The organism is Bacillus cabrialesii (assembly GCF_004124315.2).
Taxonomy (GTDB): Bacteria; Bacillota; Bacilli; order Bacillales; family Bacillaceae; genus Bacillus; species Bacillus cabrialesii.
Genome location: NZ_CP096889.1, coordinates 566,282 through 581,661, shown reverse-complemented (window position 1 = coordinate 581,661; position 15,380 = coordinate 566,282). Strand labels below are relative to the sequence as shown.

The following is a 15,380-nucleotide window of genomic DNA, read 5'->3' as shown; positions in this document are numbered from 1 at the left end:
TTAAGACTGTTCCACATTTTAACGGTTACAACAGAAATCAAAACAAATGATACAATAAAAGATTTGCTAAAGTTGATTACAATAAAGGGATATTCGTAATAACGACAGTTAAAAAGTTTTAACCGCCCCTGGGATTGACCTAAAAATCGTTTCCTCTTTTAAACAAATTTCAAAACAATCCTGCCTATTACATGGTAATATTTAGATGGATAAACTTATATATGCAGCTGAAACATAGTAAATAGAGAGGAATGAAAGAATGAAGAAACGTAGCAAAATATTTTACAGTCATGTTGCCCTGCTTCTGCTCGCCTTATTGCTTGCTGGATGTACGGGCAGCAAAAACGAAGAATCAAAACAATCTTCAAATCATGCCGCTGCACAATCTGACCAAAATGACCATGAGACTGAAGATAGCACCAAAACAGGCAAAGATGAACCGGAGTCAACAACAGAATCAGAACAATCCGCAACAAAGGCTTCAACTGAACATTCATCAAAAGAATCCAAAACGGATGAATCAAGTGAAGCATCCTCAGAGAAAGGCAAAGAAGACAATGGATTGGCTGCATATTCTTCTGAGAAAATCGAATATGCCCGTGTTTGGCTGCAACTCGGGCCAAACCAAGAATTAGACGAATTGAATGTACGGCACATTTCAGCCGGCGAACCGGTCAATCCCAATGATGACACAAGTGCCAGCTATCCAGAAGATGTGATCCAGTTGGCAGGCTCTCGGTTAGTGGATGGATCAGTAACCTACAGCGGCAATGGAGATGGCACGATCAATGTATACAATGTTCCTTTACGCTGGGATTCCGCAGATCATTTAGATCAGGGCGTCATGCGGGAAACGACTGAGAATATCATTAAAAATACAAAAAAAGTGTATGTTGATACAGGGGACAATGAAAAAATCAAGCAGCTCATTGACATTATGGTTATTCATTAGTCACCGTACTTTTTTTTACCGATTTCCCTTTTAAAATAGGATCTGTTAAACGTTAGTGTTGATTTTTGGGCAAAAGAAAAAGACCCTTAAGGTCCTTTTAGTCATTTATTCTTTTACTAACGCCCCCGATAGCTTAAGTACATTTCTTCACAAAGTTATCCTTTTTACAGGTCATTTAGGAGTAGCGTCAGGAAAATACGGATTTACAACGTTAAGCAAATTCAAACATAAAAAAGTCGAATTCCCTGTCCTTTAAGGAAAACGACTTTTTTATTTGACTTCTTCAAGTAAAGCCCCATTAACTTTTTTTCGGGACCATTTGTAATCTCTGCGCAGTTAAATTAAACCTGTGCTAGCCCGCCATCTACGAACAATTCAACACCCGTCAAGTAACTGCTTTCGTCTGAAGCAAGGAAAGATACAGCGTTTGCTACTTCTTCAGGTGTCCCAACTTTTCCAGCTGGAACAGTATTTCCGGTATTTTCCATTGCTCCTTCAAGTGCATCACCAAAAAGCTCATCGTATGCAGGTGTAAGAATAACTCCTGGACTAACCACATTTACACGGATTTCAGTACCTTTTAGGTCAAGAATCCAGTTGCGAACTAGTGCTCTTAATGCTGCTTTAGATGCTCCATATACACTAAACGCTGGGTTGCCAATTGATCCAGCAGTAGAGCCCGTTACAATAATAGAACCTACTTTGTCCGGGAATAGTGATAACGCTTTTTGAACAGTAAAGATGGTTCCTTTAACGTTAATGTCGAACGTTCTATCAACCTGCTCTTCAGTAATTTCACCTAATGGAAGGAAGCTGCCGATGCCTGCATTAGCAAAAAGGATGTTCAACTTACCTTTTTCCTGCTTTATCATGTCATATAGTTTGTCTAAGTCTTCAAGCTTAGAAATATCACCTTGAACACCGGTTACGTTCTTGCCAATTTGGTTAACAGCTTTATCAAGTTCGTTTTGTCTACGTCCCGTGATATAAACATATGCACCTTCGTCTACAAATTTTTGTGCTGTAGCAAGACCAATCCCACTTGTTCCGCCCGTTACAAGCGCTATTTTACCTTCAAATTTACCCATACTTAACACTCCTTTAGAATTAATATTATTTTATGTCTAGTACCTTTAAGTACTTGAAGAACAACTTACAAGATATAGTATCCTTCAGTAAGCACATTATCGGAAGTACCCACTTTTTTGTGATATAGTAACTAAAAAGTAATAAATGTGGAATGGAGAGCTTTAGACATGAAAAAATTCAGCTGTGGGTTTGAAGTGACAAAGGAAGTTATTGGTGGAAAATGGAAAGGCCTTGTATTATACTTTTTAATGAATGGACCAAAGAGAACGAGTGAATTAAAGCGCATTATTCCAAATATAACTCAGAAAATGCTGATTCAAACACTTAGAGAGCTTGAAGCCAGTGGACTTGTGAGCAGAAAGATGTATAATCAAGTACCACCGAAGGTTGAATATTCACCCACTGAACTTGGAGAATCTCTTAAACCTATCTTGCAGGAGCTCTGTCAATGGGGAGGCCATTATGCGGAGCAAGAGTATGCAGAAGGTGAATTCGAAATCGTACCGCCAGAAAAAGTTTCATATTAAGGAATACAACTTTTAACACCTTATATGTAAGAGTGTTTTTTGTTGCACTGGGATGAGGCCATTTTAATTCGAAGAAGATTGTCTCGGTTTATTCTTTAAGACCATTAAAGCTTCCTTAATGTAGTTAAAAACGGGGGTAGCGTCCTTGGAATATACTTACGTTGTAAATCCGCATTTTCCTGACGCTAATCCATTTATTATAGGGATGCTGCCCTGTTGTAACATAAGTAGAACTTCTTTACTTTTTACTACAGGATTGCTGGCACGACTATTAGAACAGAAAACAGCTACCAAAACTGATAATTCTGGTATTAATTTATTAAAATTCATATAATTACTCCTTTTAACTTCTACATTTATATAATTTATACAAATGTATTATAAATTCACTACATTGTGAAGAAGTGTACTTACACTATCCTGCCCGTTAGTTTAACAAGGAAATCAACAGTGACATTTAACAAAGCCTTAAAATTATGGATAGTGAAGAAAAAAGCATGATCTATTAATATTGAACAAAGTTTGGAGTGTGATCACTTGGTAAAAAATCTGCCTGTTCTATTGGCTCTCCTTTCAGTTGGAGGCATTCTAAATATGATTAGCCATACTATTACATTATCAGTTACTTTTCATTGGATCGTATTATTATTAGGCGTTGCACTGGTATTTTATAGCGCCGTATGTCTAGTGGCATACAATATTAATCAAAACAGAAATCTCAAGCAGTAAGTGAATGATGTCTTAAGAAAAACAAGCATGTCACATGATGCTTGTTTTTCTTCTGCATATGATCTTCTCACCGAAAATACTAATCCTTCAATCCCTTTCCATCGAGAATCTTCTGCACACATTTTTCAACTCTTGATTCTCGGGTTTTGGATTGTTTAGCTTGAGAAAAATAAAAAATGTATGCTCTTTGACGCCCCGGGGTCAATGCTTCAAAAGCAGTTTTCAAGGCGGGGATTTCATCGAATTTATTTTGAAGCTCTTCAGGAATGGTAAATTCAGTGTTCTTTTTCACTTGCAAGCCGGCCTTTTCAACTTCAATGGCTTCATGAATATAGGCTTTTAAAATCGTTTCCATCTCCACGATTTCCTGAACATTGGTAAAACGGATCTGGCGCGCCGCCTGTACATTCTCCGTTTGTTGGATGAGAATCCCACGGGAATCCTGCAACAAGGCACCTTTGTGAAACAGAAGTGCGCAATACTCTTTAAATCCATGAATTAAAACGATGTTTTTATTATTAAACGTGTAACAAGGATGCATCCATTTACATTCTTCGGTCAGCCCACAGTCAAGAACGATAGCTCTCAACTTCTCATATTCGTCCTTCCACTTTGTAGCTTTACTTAAAAAGTCATCAACCTTAGGATTCGTTTTGCTATTTGTCATGGGGAACCCCCTGTCATTTTATTTAGCAACGATATTTGTTATATCCCCTATCATCAAATGATAGGCTAAAACTTTATTATTTATTCAATAGATTAAGCGTAAGGTGAAGATTATGCAATCATAAAAGTAAGGCTTGGACATGCTTTTATACAAACGACAGAGAGATTTACGGGCAAAAAACTGCTGAAAGTTTTAGGGGATTTACTTTTGAGGAAAATGAACAATTTGAATGTTAAGATGCGCCCTGTAACTTTGCTTTCCGATCCTAAAAGCAAAGCATCAGTCACCAAGGGTTATAGTCATCCGCAATATATAAGCCTACAAAAAAAGAAAGCTTCTTCCCCCAAAATTAAGGATAAAGCCTTCTAACCTTGTTTGGCGGTTATGATGTAACTTCTTTATTCCTATCAATGAATAAGGTTACTACAACACTAGCTATGCTGACTAAAGTTCCTGCAATAGAAACAAGAATGGTCAAAAAGCCATCGGGAATAAGAAATCCAATTGGAATGAGCCCCAGAAAAGTTAAAACGATAAAACATTGATATACTCCGGATATGATTCTGACAACCCAGTTACCGAAAAAGGACATGGCTAATGGAGGGATGAATAAAAATACAATGATCCCAATTGATATCATTAAGATAATAGGCTGATCAAATGAAATGACGTTATCTCCAGGGGAATCTTTAGCAGCTACCAGCACAACGACGATAGACATCATTAGCGTAAGAAAAACAAGACAAAACCTTTTTAACAACGGTATGACTCCTTTTTTATCATTTTACCTAACATCGGGTATCCTGACTTTTTTCAATTCCATATCCAATTTATGTTATGTAATAAAAAATATGAATGCAACTCTATTTTTCATTGATTCTTCTATTCTCACTCTCATGATCCAAGCAATATCAAACGCTTGCTTTCTGACAGCTTCACTCCTTTTCAGGAAATTTTTATACCAATCTTTATGTAACAACATAACAAATTAATGGAAATTAGACAATTCAAACCTTATGCTGGATCAATGGGCAAAAACATAAGCAGGAAGAAAACTGCCATAAAAAAATAATACCAAAGGCAGTTAAACCCTTGGTATTATTGGGATAACGGGTATTGACCCATCAGGCTGACCTTTTACCTCCACGAGACCAAACCACCACTGGAATAAGTAATAACGATAAGATCCCTCCAGCAAACGATAATGTTAGGAAACTTGAACCTGCCACGATCATTCCAGACAATGCTCCGCCAGCAGCTCCTGACAACGCAATCAAAACATCCACTGTACCTTGGGTTTTTGCCCGTGTGGAAGTTCCAGTTGAATCAACAATAAGTGCCGTCCCGCTTATCAATCCAAAATTCCATCCTAATCCAAGTAAAGAAAGAGCGATGACGAGAAGGACCATAGAATCCCCTGGTGCAAATGCTGCTATTAAGCCCGCCAAAAGCAGCGCCGTTCCAGAAGCAATCGCCATCGCGGTACGTCCCAGCTTATCAACAAGGACACCTGTAACCAGTGAAGGAAGATACATGGCACCTATATGAAAACCAATGACAAGACCGACTGCCCCCAAGCCATGTCCATGATGTCTCATATGAACTGGTGTCATTGTCATAATAGCCACCATTACGATTTGAGTAAGAACCATCATCGTTGCGCCAACGATGATGCCTCTTTTGTTTTCTGCTTGCTCTTTTGTAGCCAAATGTCCTTTATCACTAGGTTCTTGGTTGATCGATTCGATTGTTCTTGCTATCACTAATGGGTCCGGACGAAGCATAATGAAGAGGACCGCACCTGCCAAGATATATGCTGCCGCGGCTAAAATGAAAGGGCCTGCCAGTGATGGAACACCAATCGAAAGAGCGAAATTCCCCATCACATTCACTAAACTTGGACCGGCAACTGCACCAAATGTTGTAAAAACCATCGTAATACTAACAGCAGTCGCCCGCTGTTTACGATTTGCCAAGTCCGTGCCTGCATAGCGAGCTTGTAAATTTGTCGCTGATCCAGCACCATAAATAAGCAATGAAGCGAATAACAGGATAACACTATTTATGATTGCCGCAATGATGACTCCTATTGCTCCAAGGCCGCCAATGATAAAACCAGCTGACAGACCTGTTCGCCGGCTAAAACGCTGTGAAAGTCTCCCGACAACTAATGCAGCCCCAGCTGAACCTAAAGTAAACAAAGCAGAAGGCAGACCAGCAAACGCGTCCGTCCCAAGCATTTCCTGTGCGATAAGCGCGCCGACTGTAACCCCTGCGGCCAGCCCTGCACCGCCAAAAATTTGTGAAATACTGACAACAAACAATGTACGCTTGTATAACGCTTTTTGTTTTTCTGGAGAATTGATGTAGTGTTGTAACGAATTTGTTTGAACCCCTAATGCTTTTTCACTTTCCTTGTGTAACATAGTCTGACCTGCCTTTCTAAGAGCCTCACTCTAGATGTGGATCATCATAACACGCACAAAAAAGCCATACAATATTATAATTGTATGGCGAACAATATTAGGTAAGACCGTTTAACAAACGTTTAAGGATCATTAATCCTTGCTCAAGCTCTTCGAGTGTTTTGGGTGCACAGACAGAAACCCTTACAGCCCTTTCCGGACAACTATTTCCGACTACAAAGCGTTCAGCCGCATACACTTGCACCCCATGTTGTGCAGCTAATTCTTCAAATTCAGCTCCAGTCATTTTCCCCGGCAACAACAACCAGCGAAAGATGCCTGTTTCAACACCTAAACATGTATAGTCAGCAAAATACCGGTTTACGATCTGATTTCTGCGAATGGTTTGTTCACGATGGCTCTCAATTAAGACTTCAAATTGATTTGACACAATCGTGCGGGCAGTAAGTTCAGCTAATAACGGGGAAACGGTTATATTTAAATTATAAAGCGCCTTTGAAATCGGCTCCTTAAATTGACTCGGCGCTGCTACATAGGCTAGCCGCAGACCAGGTGCTAACGATTTTGATAAACTTGCAATATGGATAACCTGTTCCGGCGCGAATGATGCAAGTGCTGGAAGCGGGTTTTTGTTGAGAAGATGGTACGATGCATCTTCAATAACAAACAGATGATATTTCTTTGCTAATTCTGCAATCATTCTTCGATTCTCAACGGACATAAAGGAAGCTGTCGGATTATGATAATCCGGGATCAAATAAACGCCCTTAATATTTTCATTTTTACACGCGTATTCAAGTGACTGCGGACTCATTTCATTATTTACTGATTTTATCGGCACGATTTGCACACTAAGCATTGATGCCACAGTTTTTAATCCAGGGTACGTATGATGGTCAACACCAATACGGTCTCCAGGCTTACAAAGACTCGCCAATGCAGCAGCGATCGCATTTTGTCCCCCATTTGCAAACAAAATGTGATCAACGCCTGTTTCAAACCCGCCTCTTCGGATTAGTTTTACAGCTGCATCCTTTTGCCAAAGGCTTTCGCCCGTTCGGCCATAACCAAACCATTTTTCATAATCTTCATCCTGCAGCATGTTTTTTAGTTGGAGTAACAGCGGCTCATAAGAAGCATGATCAGGAAGTGTTGCACCCATTTCAATTAAATGCTTCGGCTTTGTATCCTCAAGTAAATACGCATTCGATAACGCATCGTATGATACAAATGTGCCGCTCCCTACCGACGCACTTAGCAAGCCCTTTAACTCACACACTTTAAACGCTTTTGAAATGGTACTGACATTTAAATCTAAATAATCGGCCAGTTCTCGCTGTGGAGGAAGTTTTGTTCCAGGTAATAAAACTCCGTTTATAATATCCTGTTCCAATTGCCCTGCAAGTGCTTTATAGATAGGCTTTTCCGTTTTATCAATTGATGGCTTCCAGCTCATCGGATAATTTTCAAAAGAATTAATCGGCATGAGACGCTCCTTTTTCACTCAATTATAAGAACGTGTTATTTATAAAACAATGATAACCCTTCTTTCATTTTATGCAATCCAAGCAATAATCCTTTTCTCTTGTTAGGTCTCTATCTGTACAAATACAGGTGAATAACATAATTTATTACATATAAGTTATCCTGCAAAACTGTGCACGGAATGTCGGGTAGATACATTTCGCTCCTGCTATTCTTTTGTTAAAGGAGGTCAAATAAATGGATTCGCTTAAAAGGATGAATACAGCACTAAATTATATTGAAGAAAACCTCACTAACGATATTGATTTTAAAGAAGCAGCAAAGCTTGCTTTCTGCTCTGAATATCATTTTAAAAGGATGTTTTCCTTCCTTGCAGGTATTTCACTATCGGAATATATTCGTCGCAGACGTCTTACTCTTGCAGCTTTTGAACTTAAAGACAGCAGCGTAAAGGTGATTGATATGGCAATAAAATACGGTTATCACTCACCAGATTCTTTTGCACGAGCATTTCAAAATTTGCATGGCATAAGACCATCGGAAGCCAGAAATAATGGCCATTCACTTAAAGCTTATCCGCGAATGACCTTCCAGTTATCAATCAAAGGAGGAAATGAAATGAACTATCGCATTGAAGAAAAAGAGGCATTTCGCATCGTTGGCATTAAAAAAAGAGTTCCTATTTTGTTCAAAGGAGTGAATCCTGACATTGCATTGATGTGGGAAAGTTTAGATGAAGCAGCAATCAATCAACTTAAAAAGCTTTCTAATGCAGCGCCTTTGGGACTCATTAGTGCATCCACGAACTTTTCTGAAGGCCGTACAGAGGAAAACGGAGAGCTCGATCACTATATTGGCGCAGCCACAACGAAACAGTGCCCAAATCACCTATCACAGCTTGAAGTCCCTGCCTCAACATGGGCTGTATTCGAAGCAATCGGACCATTTCCGGATGCACTGCAAGAAGTATGGGGACGGATTTATTCCGAATGGTTTCCATCATCAAATTATGAACAAATAGAAGGCCCAGAAATCCTGTGGAACGAGCATAAAGATGTAACATCGCCATCTTTTAAAAGTGAAATTTGGATACCGATTTCAAAAAAGTAATATTTCACGATGATGTAAGAGAAATTGAAGGATCTTTAAGGCGGGGGCTAATTCCTTCCTCTTTATGCACCAACTCGATCCGCGGCAATTTTTGAAATCACCGTTTGAAGAGCTGTCTGCAAACATCGATAAGCTTGGTGAATTATTCTAAAAAAACACCAAGGGTCTACAACCCTTGGTTTAAAAATTGGTGAATTTGTGCCCATATAGATTAGCAAACATGTCATTAATGCCAAGTTATGAATTCGTAAAGAGATTTAATAACTTATTTTTAATGAAAAACTGATGGATGTTAATTAGTTGGGTTTCAGAATATGCACGGACCAATTGACCTTTCCTTTATTGGAAATCCGACACGTTCCTTATGTTGTTTTTGCTTATTTGATTTTCAAAAAGTTATTGACATCAAAAAAATGATCATGTTATCATTAAAATTTTGATAATCCACCTCCATATATGGTAATCTTAAGAAGGTTACCATATATGGAGGTGGATTATATGTTTCAAATTGGCGATAACATTGTTTATCCAATGCACGGAGCAGGTATAATTGAAGCCATAGAAGAAAAAGAAATCTTAGGGAAAAAACAACAGTATTATGTCATAAAAATGACGATTAGTAATATGCAAGTTATGATTCCAGCGCGTAAAATATTGAGTTCAAGTATACGACCAGTTACTGATATACGTGCATTAAAACACATTATACACATTTTTCATCATGGAGAATCAGATAAGTTACTGCCGTATAAGCAAAGGTATATAGTAAACACGAACAAAATAAAAACGGGTAAAATACAAGAAGGCGTTGAAGTTGTACGTGATTTAATGCGTATGAAGAAAGAAAAAGCACTTAATGCAAGCGAAAAAAAAATGTTGGATAATGCATATGAATTTTTGATTAGTGAACTGGAAGTAATAAAAGGGATCACTGAAAAACAAATAAAAAGCTTCTGTTAAGGTTAAGAATAGATAATGTATTGCATAAATGATCTGAATTTTTAGACAATATTACGATAACAAGTAAATCCATTTCAATAACGTTCAACTTCTTCAACTTACTTTTAGAACATTAACCTCTTTTGTTGTTCCTTCTAACTCATTTTTATTATTTATTTCTTCTACGAACATTTGAAGTTTTATCAAAAAACTCGATAAAATAGTCACTTGTTTTTGTAATCCTGATTCACACTGGCACGGACAAGGAGCCGTAAGGATGGAAGAGAGGTAGGGCTTTCATTGTTTTAGGTATATCTAAGTGATTATTTCAGAAAAAAATCAATCAATTTCCACTCTATTTTAAGAATTCCTTATATCCACTGCGACAGTAAATAGTAATTGTTTATCTTCTTTTCATAAAAGAAACACATGAGTTGACAACATCTAAATATATGGTCAACGGTGTGGAGATACGAAGCACTTGTCACAAGACTTGAGATTGTGAAGTCTTGTACTTAAATTTAACGGGCAGTTAGTGAAAAACGAAAGAAGAAAATGTAGTGTATCAAAGAAAAGTAATTAATTTATATACATTCCGCATATTGTCAATCAAGTATGCTATACTGTAAACAAACCTTTGAAGTTTTAAATCTTTTTCTATTACCTTGTAGCATCTCCCTACTCGAACGTTGAGTAGGGTTTTTTATTGAGTATTATACAAAGAACATAAAAAAACAGGCCCTATATAAAGAGCCTGTTTGTATACACGATTGAAGATTAAGCAGTTTTTTGAACGTTAGCAGCTTGAGCTCCACGAGCACCTTGCTCAACGTCAAACGTTACTTTTTGACCTTCGTCTAAAGATTTGAATCCGTCACCTTGGATTGCAGAGAAGTGTACGAATACATCGTCTCCATTTTCACGTTCGATAAATCCAAAACCTTTTTCTGCATTAAACCATTTCACTGTACCTTGTTCCATTTTTATTGCCTCCTAGTGCGTTACCACACATTGTTTTACTATCCCTGCCCAAAGTATCATCAAGACGAAAAGTCGATATTCATACTATCCTTTACACCGAACAAAAATAATTCTTCTTTATCTTACCACGAATCGGAAATAACTACAAATTAATATTATCATTTTATTCATGGCATTATTTGTTAAACATGTGGATGCCAGTACAGAATAAGAGGCCTATTAATAACTATGATTTGAAAACACCGTGAAAATGCACTTCATTATTGATTGTTAAAGATTTCTTTAAAAAGTTCAGCTGTTTTTTGTTCAAGTCCAAGATATTCTTTTAAAAGCAGTGCTGTTCACTTGTAAAGCTTTGTTTCTGCATATGTTTCCAAACAGTCGCTCATGGTATATCCCCTTTTGCCAAGATGCTCATAAAACGATAAAACTTGACCTCAAACAATCAATGTTCACGTTCTAAATAAACCGATTCCATAGGGGAACAGGGAGAGGGTTTGGCCCGATATAGAGCCGGGTATACTCTTCATACACCTTTTGTATCCCGGCTGGCTCTGCTAATAAAGATGTAATTGAGCTGGAAATCAGCTTCTTATTCCAATAATTTCACAGATGTATGGGAAAGATACTTATCATATATGGTGTTATGACTCCGGGATTTCAATGACAATAAAACGTTTTCTATAATTAGAAGAACACCAGGGAAGGGGAAATTTTCAAAAAATGAATGAACAAAACCTAAGGACTTTGAGAAAACTGGTTACACCTTATGAAAAGTCCGACATGCAAAAAAGTATTTGTCAAATCATTAACACATTCGTACCATTTTTCCTGTTATGGTATTTGGCATATAGGAGCTTGTCGCTTTCTTATTTCCTTACATTAGCGATTTCTGTCGTTGCGGCAGGATTTTTAGTTAGAACCTTCATCATCTTTCATGATTGCTGCCACTATTCCTTTTTTAAGAACAGAAAGGCGAATCGAATCCTTGGAACAATTACAGGAATTCTGACTCTCCATCCTTTTGATCATTGGGCACACGATCACTCTGTCCATCATGCGACAAGCAGCAACCTGGACAAACGCGGTACAGGTGATATTTGGGTACTGACCGTTGAGGAATATAAGGAAGCCTCAACGAAGACAAAAATAATGTACCGTTTGTACAGAAATCCATTTGTTATGTTTGTTATTGGGCCGATTTACGTCTTCGGGATTACCAACCGTTTTAATCGTAAAGGGGCAAAACGCAAAGAACGGATAAATACGTATGTAACGAACTTGGGGATCGTCGCTTTGGCAGCACTTTTATGTTGGGCTATTGGCTGGCAAAACTTCCTGCTGGTTCAGACGCCAATTTTTATGATATCGGGGTCCCTCGGAATTTGGATGTTTTATATTCAGCATACGTTTGAGGATTCTTATTTTGAAGAAGATGAGCATTGGGAATATGTAAAAGCAGCAGTTGAAGGGAGCTCATTTTACAAGCTTCCAAAAGTCATGCAATGGCTAACAGGCAATATCGGTTTCCATCATGTTCATCATTTAAGCCCGAGAGTCCCAAACTATAAGCTTGAAAAAGTGCATAACAACACTGAACCATTGCAAAACGTACCTACTATTACACTGGCAACAAGTTTGAAGTCGTTAAAGTTCCGCCTATGGGATGAGGAAAGCAAAAAATTTGTAGGTTTTAGCCACTTAAAAAAATCTTCTAAAAGCAAAGTATCAGCGCGGCTAACAACGGATTAAATAAACTCCCAATAAAACGATGATAAGGGACAATGTATCTTGCTGAATAAAAGTGCAAACTCGCGCAACGGTGTTGTGCAGAGGTCAGCACTTTTTTAGTGCCAAATACACTTGCAGACTCCAATACGGTACATTTATTGCCATATTTCCCGCAAAAAAATAATACCAAAGGTGATTAAACCCTTGGTATCATTGATGAACCGAGAGGACTGGAACCTCCACGAGTTATTCACCCACTAGGGCCTTAACATTGTGAATTCTTACCAGTTGTTTATAAAAGCTTATTTTCATTACACTTTCTAACTTTGGCGCAGGGTATAGTGCTTGTGCTATATTAATGAAATACTAATCTGTCATCTCTCCGTTACCAGGCATACTGCCCATTCAGTTTTAAAAAGGGGTTCATTCATTTTTAAGTCTTCTCCAAAATATATTGTCCCCTATGAGGTTTTCTCACCTCTGGATATTTTTTCATTAAGTGATTCATAAATATCGTCATATTAGAGATTTGTCTGCCGGTTTCCTTCTCAATCTTTTGTTTTAGATCAATACTGCTTATTGGTTTATCTTGAAGTTTTAATATATTTAATGCTGCTTTACGGGAGGCGTTCGATTCAGCTCTGCCCTGTCTCCTCTTTTTTTGATGGCTTGGTTTTGATGTTATGTGAGATGTCTTTACAGCATCTGCTGTTTGTTCAATCAGCTCAGATAGAGATTGACTCTTCTTTCCTCTACGCAGTATGTCATATGATCGTTCTAATGCTCTCAGGCTTGAATAGATCTTCTCTCGCTCTGATCGGAACTCCCGAAGTATTAATATTTCATGTTTATCTAGTTCTTCCAGCCTTACACGCAAAGCTTCTCTTTGATCAACCATCTTCTCCCCCCAATCAAACCGGCGGATAAGAGCTTTATTCCACCTGCAGAACTGAGTGATACGTTATTGTTTGTTCGCTCTTTAGTATCCTACTCAGAGAAATCAGTTTTTTTTGTTCGGAACGCACTCAGTATATAGCCGCCTATTCCCCCTGCGATAGCCGGAATAAGCCATCCCAGCCCTATGCTATACATAGGAAGAATCTGAGTAAAAACGCGATTCACGGCTTCAATTTTTATCCCAGCTTCATTCAGTCCGTCAAATAGGCTAATGATGAATGTGAATAGTAAGCTGCCCTGATACACTTCTGGCTTCCCTTTAAATACAGAATGCAAAAAGGTTAAAAGGATCAAGGAAATCGCGATGGGATACATCGTCATTAAAACAGGCATAGACACCTTAATAAGCTGTGTTAATCCTATATTTGCGACAAGCGTACTAAACACCGTTAAAATCACAGCAAATTTTTTATAAGAAACGCTTGGAAATAGTTCATGAAAAAATGATGAGCACGCTGTGATCAGTCCGACACTTGTTGTCAGGCATGCTACCGTAATCATTAAGCCCAACAAAATTGAACCATAAGATCCAAAATAATAGGAAGAAACCTTAGCCAAAACTTCAGCTCCATTTTCTAAAAGCCCCAGCTTTTCAACACTGGAAGCCCCCATATATGAAAGGGCAGTATAGATAAGGGCTAAAAGTGCGGCTGCAATCGCGGCTGCTTTTGCGCAAACCACCATTAGCTGTTTTTTGGTAGAAGCTCCCTGTTCTTTCAATGCATTCACGATAATAATTCCAAAAACAAATGCTACAAGGGCATCCAGAGTGAGGTATCCTTCCTGAAAGCCTTTAAAAAACACATGTGATGTATACTCTTTTGATGGTGCTTGAATTGTTCCAATTGGACGGACAACCGCTACCACTACAAGCAATCCGATAAATGATAATTTAATAGGCGTCAAAAATTTTCCGACTACATCAATTACTTTTGAAGGATTGAGTGATAACAGGCATGCCAATGCGAAAAATAATATTGTAAATATAATCAATGAGACAGGGCCTGCGTCATTTGATAAAAAAGGTTTTACTCCAATTTCAAACGATACGTTTCCTGATCTCGGGATAGCGAAAAAAGGCCCGATTGCCATATAGAGAATCGTCGTAAACACAATGCCAAACACCGGGTGTACACGGCTGGCTAACGATTGTAAGTTTTGTTTACCCGAAAAAACAAATGCTATTATAGCCAGTAATGGCAATCCAACTCCGGTCACTAAGAAACCTGCATTGGCGATCCATACATTTTTCCCAGCCATTTGACCAAGCATAGGGGGGAAAATGAGATTTCCTGCTCCAAAAAACAATGCAAATAACATTAATCCTATAATGATGATATAGGAAGAAGAAACTTTCTTTGACATGATACATCCTCCGATTACTGTAGATACTTTTTTAAATGATCAGCAAACATTGCCGCTGCTATTTGCATTGATACTGAGCATTGATTCCAAAATAAAATTTTGTTAGCTCTACCTATTTTCATGAAAAATAATGATCCTTGCGATAAGACACCGCATCCATGGCTGCTATCAGATTTTGCCCATGTGTGTGATCATTTCGTTTTACCTCTGTTGCACGAGCGATGATTTGATCACCAGCTTTAGCCGACTGAATAAACTGGATTGTCGTCGAAAGCCCTAATGAAGATTTTCCATATGCATTACCCATATAATGTTGTACTTCAAGCTTTACCTCCCTAACGACTGAGCATACGGATCGCTCTTTACTTGCTTGTAAAATTCCTCACGGTGCTGTTCATAGATTGATTCCAGCCTCTTTTGAT

Annotated in this window: 15 protein-coding genes; 5 read left to right on the top strand and 10 right to left on the bottom strand. The window is 38.2% G+C overall.

The window, feature by feature from the left end:
* Positions 1 to 259: 259 nt before the first annotated feature.
* A complete protein-coding gene (locus EFK13_RS03015; RefSeq protein ID WP_129506611.1) occupies positions 260 to 952 on the top strand; it encodes a hypothetical protein in 693 nt (230 codons plus the stop codon).
* A 341-nt stretch (positions 953 to 1,293) separates the two neighbouring features.
* Here EFK13_RS03015 and EFK13_RS03010 read toward each other — a convergent pair whose 3' ends face one another.
* Complete coding sequence (locus EFK13_RS03010; RefSeq protein WP_129506613.1) at positions 1,294 to 2,040, bottom strand: SDR family NAD(P)-dependent oxidoreductase; 747 nt, start codon at positions 2,038 to 2,040, stop codon at positions 1,294 to 1,296.
* 168 nt (positions 2,041 to 2,208) lie between these two features.
* Between EFK13_RS03010 and EFK13_RS03005 the strand changes: the two genes are divergently transcribed.
* Positions 2,209 to 2,568: a winged helix-turn-helix transcriptional regulator gene (locus EFK13_RS03005; protein ID WP_064814805.1), complete on the top strand. Its 360-nt coding sequence runs from the start codon at positions 2,209 to 2,211 to the stop codon at positions 2,566 to 2,568.
* A gap of 156 nt (positions 2,569 to 2,724) precedes the next feature.
* Here EFK13_RS03005 and EFK13_RS03000 read toward each other — a convergent pair whose 3' ends face one another.
* The 5 genes from EFK13_RS03000 to EFK13_RS02980 form a co-directional block, all read right to left on the bottom strand.
* Positions 2,725 to 2,898 (bottom strand): hypothetical protein, encoded by a 174-nt coding sequence (locus EFK13_RS03000; protein WP_158335780.1) that lies wholly within the window; start codon positions 2,896 to 2,898, stop codon positions 2,725 to 2,727.
* Positions 2,899 to 3,376: 478 nt separating this feature from the next.
* Positions 3,377 to 3,964, bottom strand: coding sequence for a YdeI/OmpD-associated family protein (locus tag EFK13_RS02995; protein ID WP_129506615.1), 588 nt, complete (start codon positions 3,962 to 3,964; stop codon positions 3,377 to 3,379).
* Between the two features lie 382 nt (positions 3,965 to 4,346).
* The gene (locus EFK13_RS02990) at positions 4,347 to 4,724 is read right to left on the bottom strand and encodes a hypothetical protein (protein ID WP_129506616.1); all 378 of its coding nucleotides are present in this window, start codon (positions 4,722 to 4,724) and stop codon (positions 4,347 to 4,349) included.
* 364 nt (positions 4,725 to 5,088) lie between these two features.
* Complete coding sequence (locus tag EFK13_RS02985; RefSeq protein WP_129506617.1) at positions 5,089 to 6,390, bottom strand: MFS transporter; 1,302 nt, start codon at positions 6,388 to 6,390, stop codon at positions 5,089 to 5,091.
* 97 nt (positions 6,391 to 6,487) lie between these two features.
* Positions 6,488 to 7,876 (bottom strand): aminotransferase-like domain-containing protein, encoded by a 1,389-nt coding sequence (locus tag EFK13_RS02980; protein ID WP_087987662.1) that lies wholly within the window; start codon positions 7,874 to 7,876, stop codon positions 6,488 to 6,490.
* A gap of 236 nt (positions 7,877 to 8,112) precedes the next feature.
* Between EFK13_RS02980 and EFK13_RS02975 the strand changes: the two genes are divergently transcribed.
* Positions 8,113 to 8,985 carry an AraC family transcriptional regulator gene (locus EFK13_RS02975; protein ID WP_129506618.1) on the top strand — a complete coding sequence of 291 codons (873 nt, stop codon included), beginning with the start codon at positions 8,113 to 8,115 and terminating at the stop codon, positions 8,983 to 8,985.
* Between the two features lie 498 nt (positions 8,986 to 9,483).
* Positions 9,484 to 9,945 carry a CarD family transcriptional regulator gene (locus tag EFK13_RS02970; protein WP_129506619.1) on the top strand — a complete coding sequence of 154 codons (462 nt, stop codon included), beginning with the start codon at positions 9,484 to 9,486 and terminating at the stop codon, positions 9,943 to 9,945.
* Positions 9,946 to 10,701: 756 nt separating this feature from the next.
* On the opposite strand, the gene cspC is transcribed toward EFK13_RS02970, so the two are convergent.
* Positions 10,702 to 10,905 carry a cold shock protein CspC gene (gene cspC / locus EFK13_RS02965; protein ID WP_003240492.1) on the bottom strand — a complete coding sequence of 68 codons (204 nt, stop codon included), beginning with the start codon at positions 10,903 to 10,905 and terminating at the stop codon, positions 10,702 to 10,704.
* A gap of 783 nt (positions 10,906 to 11,688) precedes the next feature.
* Between cspC and desA the strand changes: the two genes are divergently transcribed.
* The gene (desA, locus tag EFK13_RS02960; RefSeq protein WP_407062067.1) at positions 11,689 to 12,657 is read left to right on the top strand and encodes a Delta(5) desaturase DesA; all 969 of its coding nucleotides are present in this window, start codon (positions 11,689 to 11,691) and stop codon (positions 12,655 to 12,657) included.
* A 412-nt stretch (positions 12,658 to 13,069) separates the two neighbouring features.
* Here the strand turns inward: desA and EFK13_RS02955 are convergent, their stop codons facing one another.
* The 3 genes from EFK13_RS02955 to EFK13_RS02945 form a co-directional block, all read right to left on the bottom strand.
* Positions 13,070 to 13,534 carry a Rok-like winged helix domain-containing protein gene (locus tag EFK13_RS02955; RefSeq protein ID WP_129506621.1) on the bottom strand — a complete coding sequence of 155 codons (465 nt, stop codon included), beginning with the start codon at positions 13,532 to 13,534 and terminating at the stop codon, positions 13,070 to 13,072.
* 89 nt (positions 13,535 to 13,623) lie between these two features.
* Entirely contained in the window at positions 13,624 to 14,958 is a 1,335-nt protein-coding gene (gene brnQ / locus EFK13_RS02950; RefSeq protein ID WP_129506622.1) for a branched-chain amino acid transport system II carrier protein, read from the bottom strand.
* A 118-nt stretch (positions 14,959 to 15,076) separates the two neighbouring features.
* Complete coding sequence (locus EFK13_RS02945) at positions 15,077 to 15,265, bottom strand: hypothetical protein (RefSeq protein WP_240034922.1); 189 nt, start codon at positions 15,263 to 15,265, stop codon at positions 15,077 to 15,079.
* Positions 15,266 to 15,380 lie beyond the last annotated feature (115 nt).

Coding starts and splice junctions, on each gene's coding strand:
- EFK13_RS03015 (WP_129506611.1), top strand. CDS start 260: ATGAAGAAACGTAGCAAAATATTTTACAGTCATGTTGCCCTGCTTCTG.
- EFK13_RS03010 (WP_129506613.1), bottom strand. CDS start 2,040: ATGGGTAAATTTGAAGGTAAAATAGCGCTTGTAACGGGCGGAACAAGT.
- EFK13_RS03005 (WP_064814805.1), top strand. CDS start 2,209: ATGAAAAAATTCAGCTGTGGGTTTGAAGTGACAAAGGAAGTTATTGGT.
- EFK13_RS03000 (WP_158335780.1), bottom strand. CDS start 2,898: ATGAATTTTAATAAATTAATACCAGAATTATCAGTTTTGGTAGCTGTT.
- EFK13_RS02995 (WP_129506615.1), bottom strand. CDS start 3,964: ATGACAAATAGCAAAACGAATCCTAAGGTTGATGACTTTTTAAGTAAA.
- EFK13_RS02985 (WP_129506617.1), bottom strand. CDS start 6,390: ATGTTACACAAGGAAAGTGAAAAAGCATTAGGGGTTCAAACAAATTCG.
- EFK13_RS02980 (WP_087987662.1), bottom strand. CDS start 7,876: ATGCCGATTAATTCTTTTGAAAATTATCCGATGAGCTGGAAGCCATCA.
- EFK13_RS02975 (WP_129506618.1), top strand. CDS start 8,113: ATGGATTCGCTTAAAAGGATGAATACAGCACTAAATTATATTGAAGAA.
- EFK13_RS02970 (WP_129506619.1), top strand. CDS start 9,484: ATGTTTCAAATTGGCGATAACATTGTTTATCCAATGCACGGAGCAGGT.
- cspC (WP_003240492.1), bottom strand. CDS start 10,905: ATGGAACAAGGTACAGTGAAATGGTTTAATGCAGAAAAAGGTTTTGGA.
- desA (WP_407062067.1), top strand. CDS start 11,689: ATGCAAAAAAGTATTTGTCAAATCATTAACACATTCGTACCATTTTTC.
- EFK13_RS02955 (WP_129506621.1), bottom strand. CDS start 13,534: ATGGTTGATCAAAGAGAAGCTTTGCGTGTAAGGCTGGAAGAACTAGAT.
- brnQ (WP_129506622.1), bottom strand. CDS start 14,958: ATGTCAAAGAAAGTTTCTTCTTCCTATATCATCATTATAGGATTAATG.
- EFK13_RS02945 (WP_240034922.1), bottom strand. CDS start 15,265: ATGGGTAATGCATATGGAAAATCTTCATTAGGGCTTTCGACGACAATC.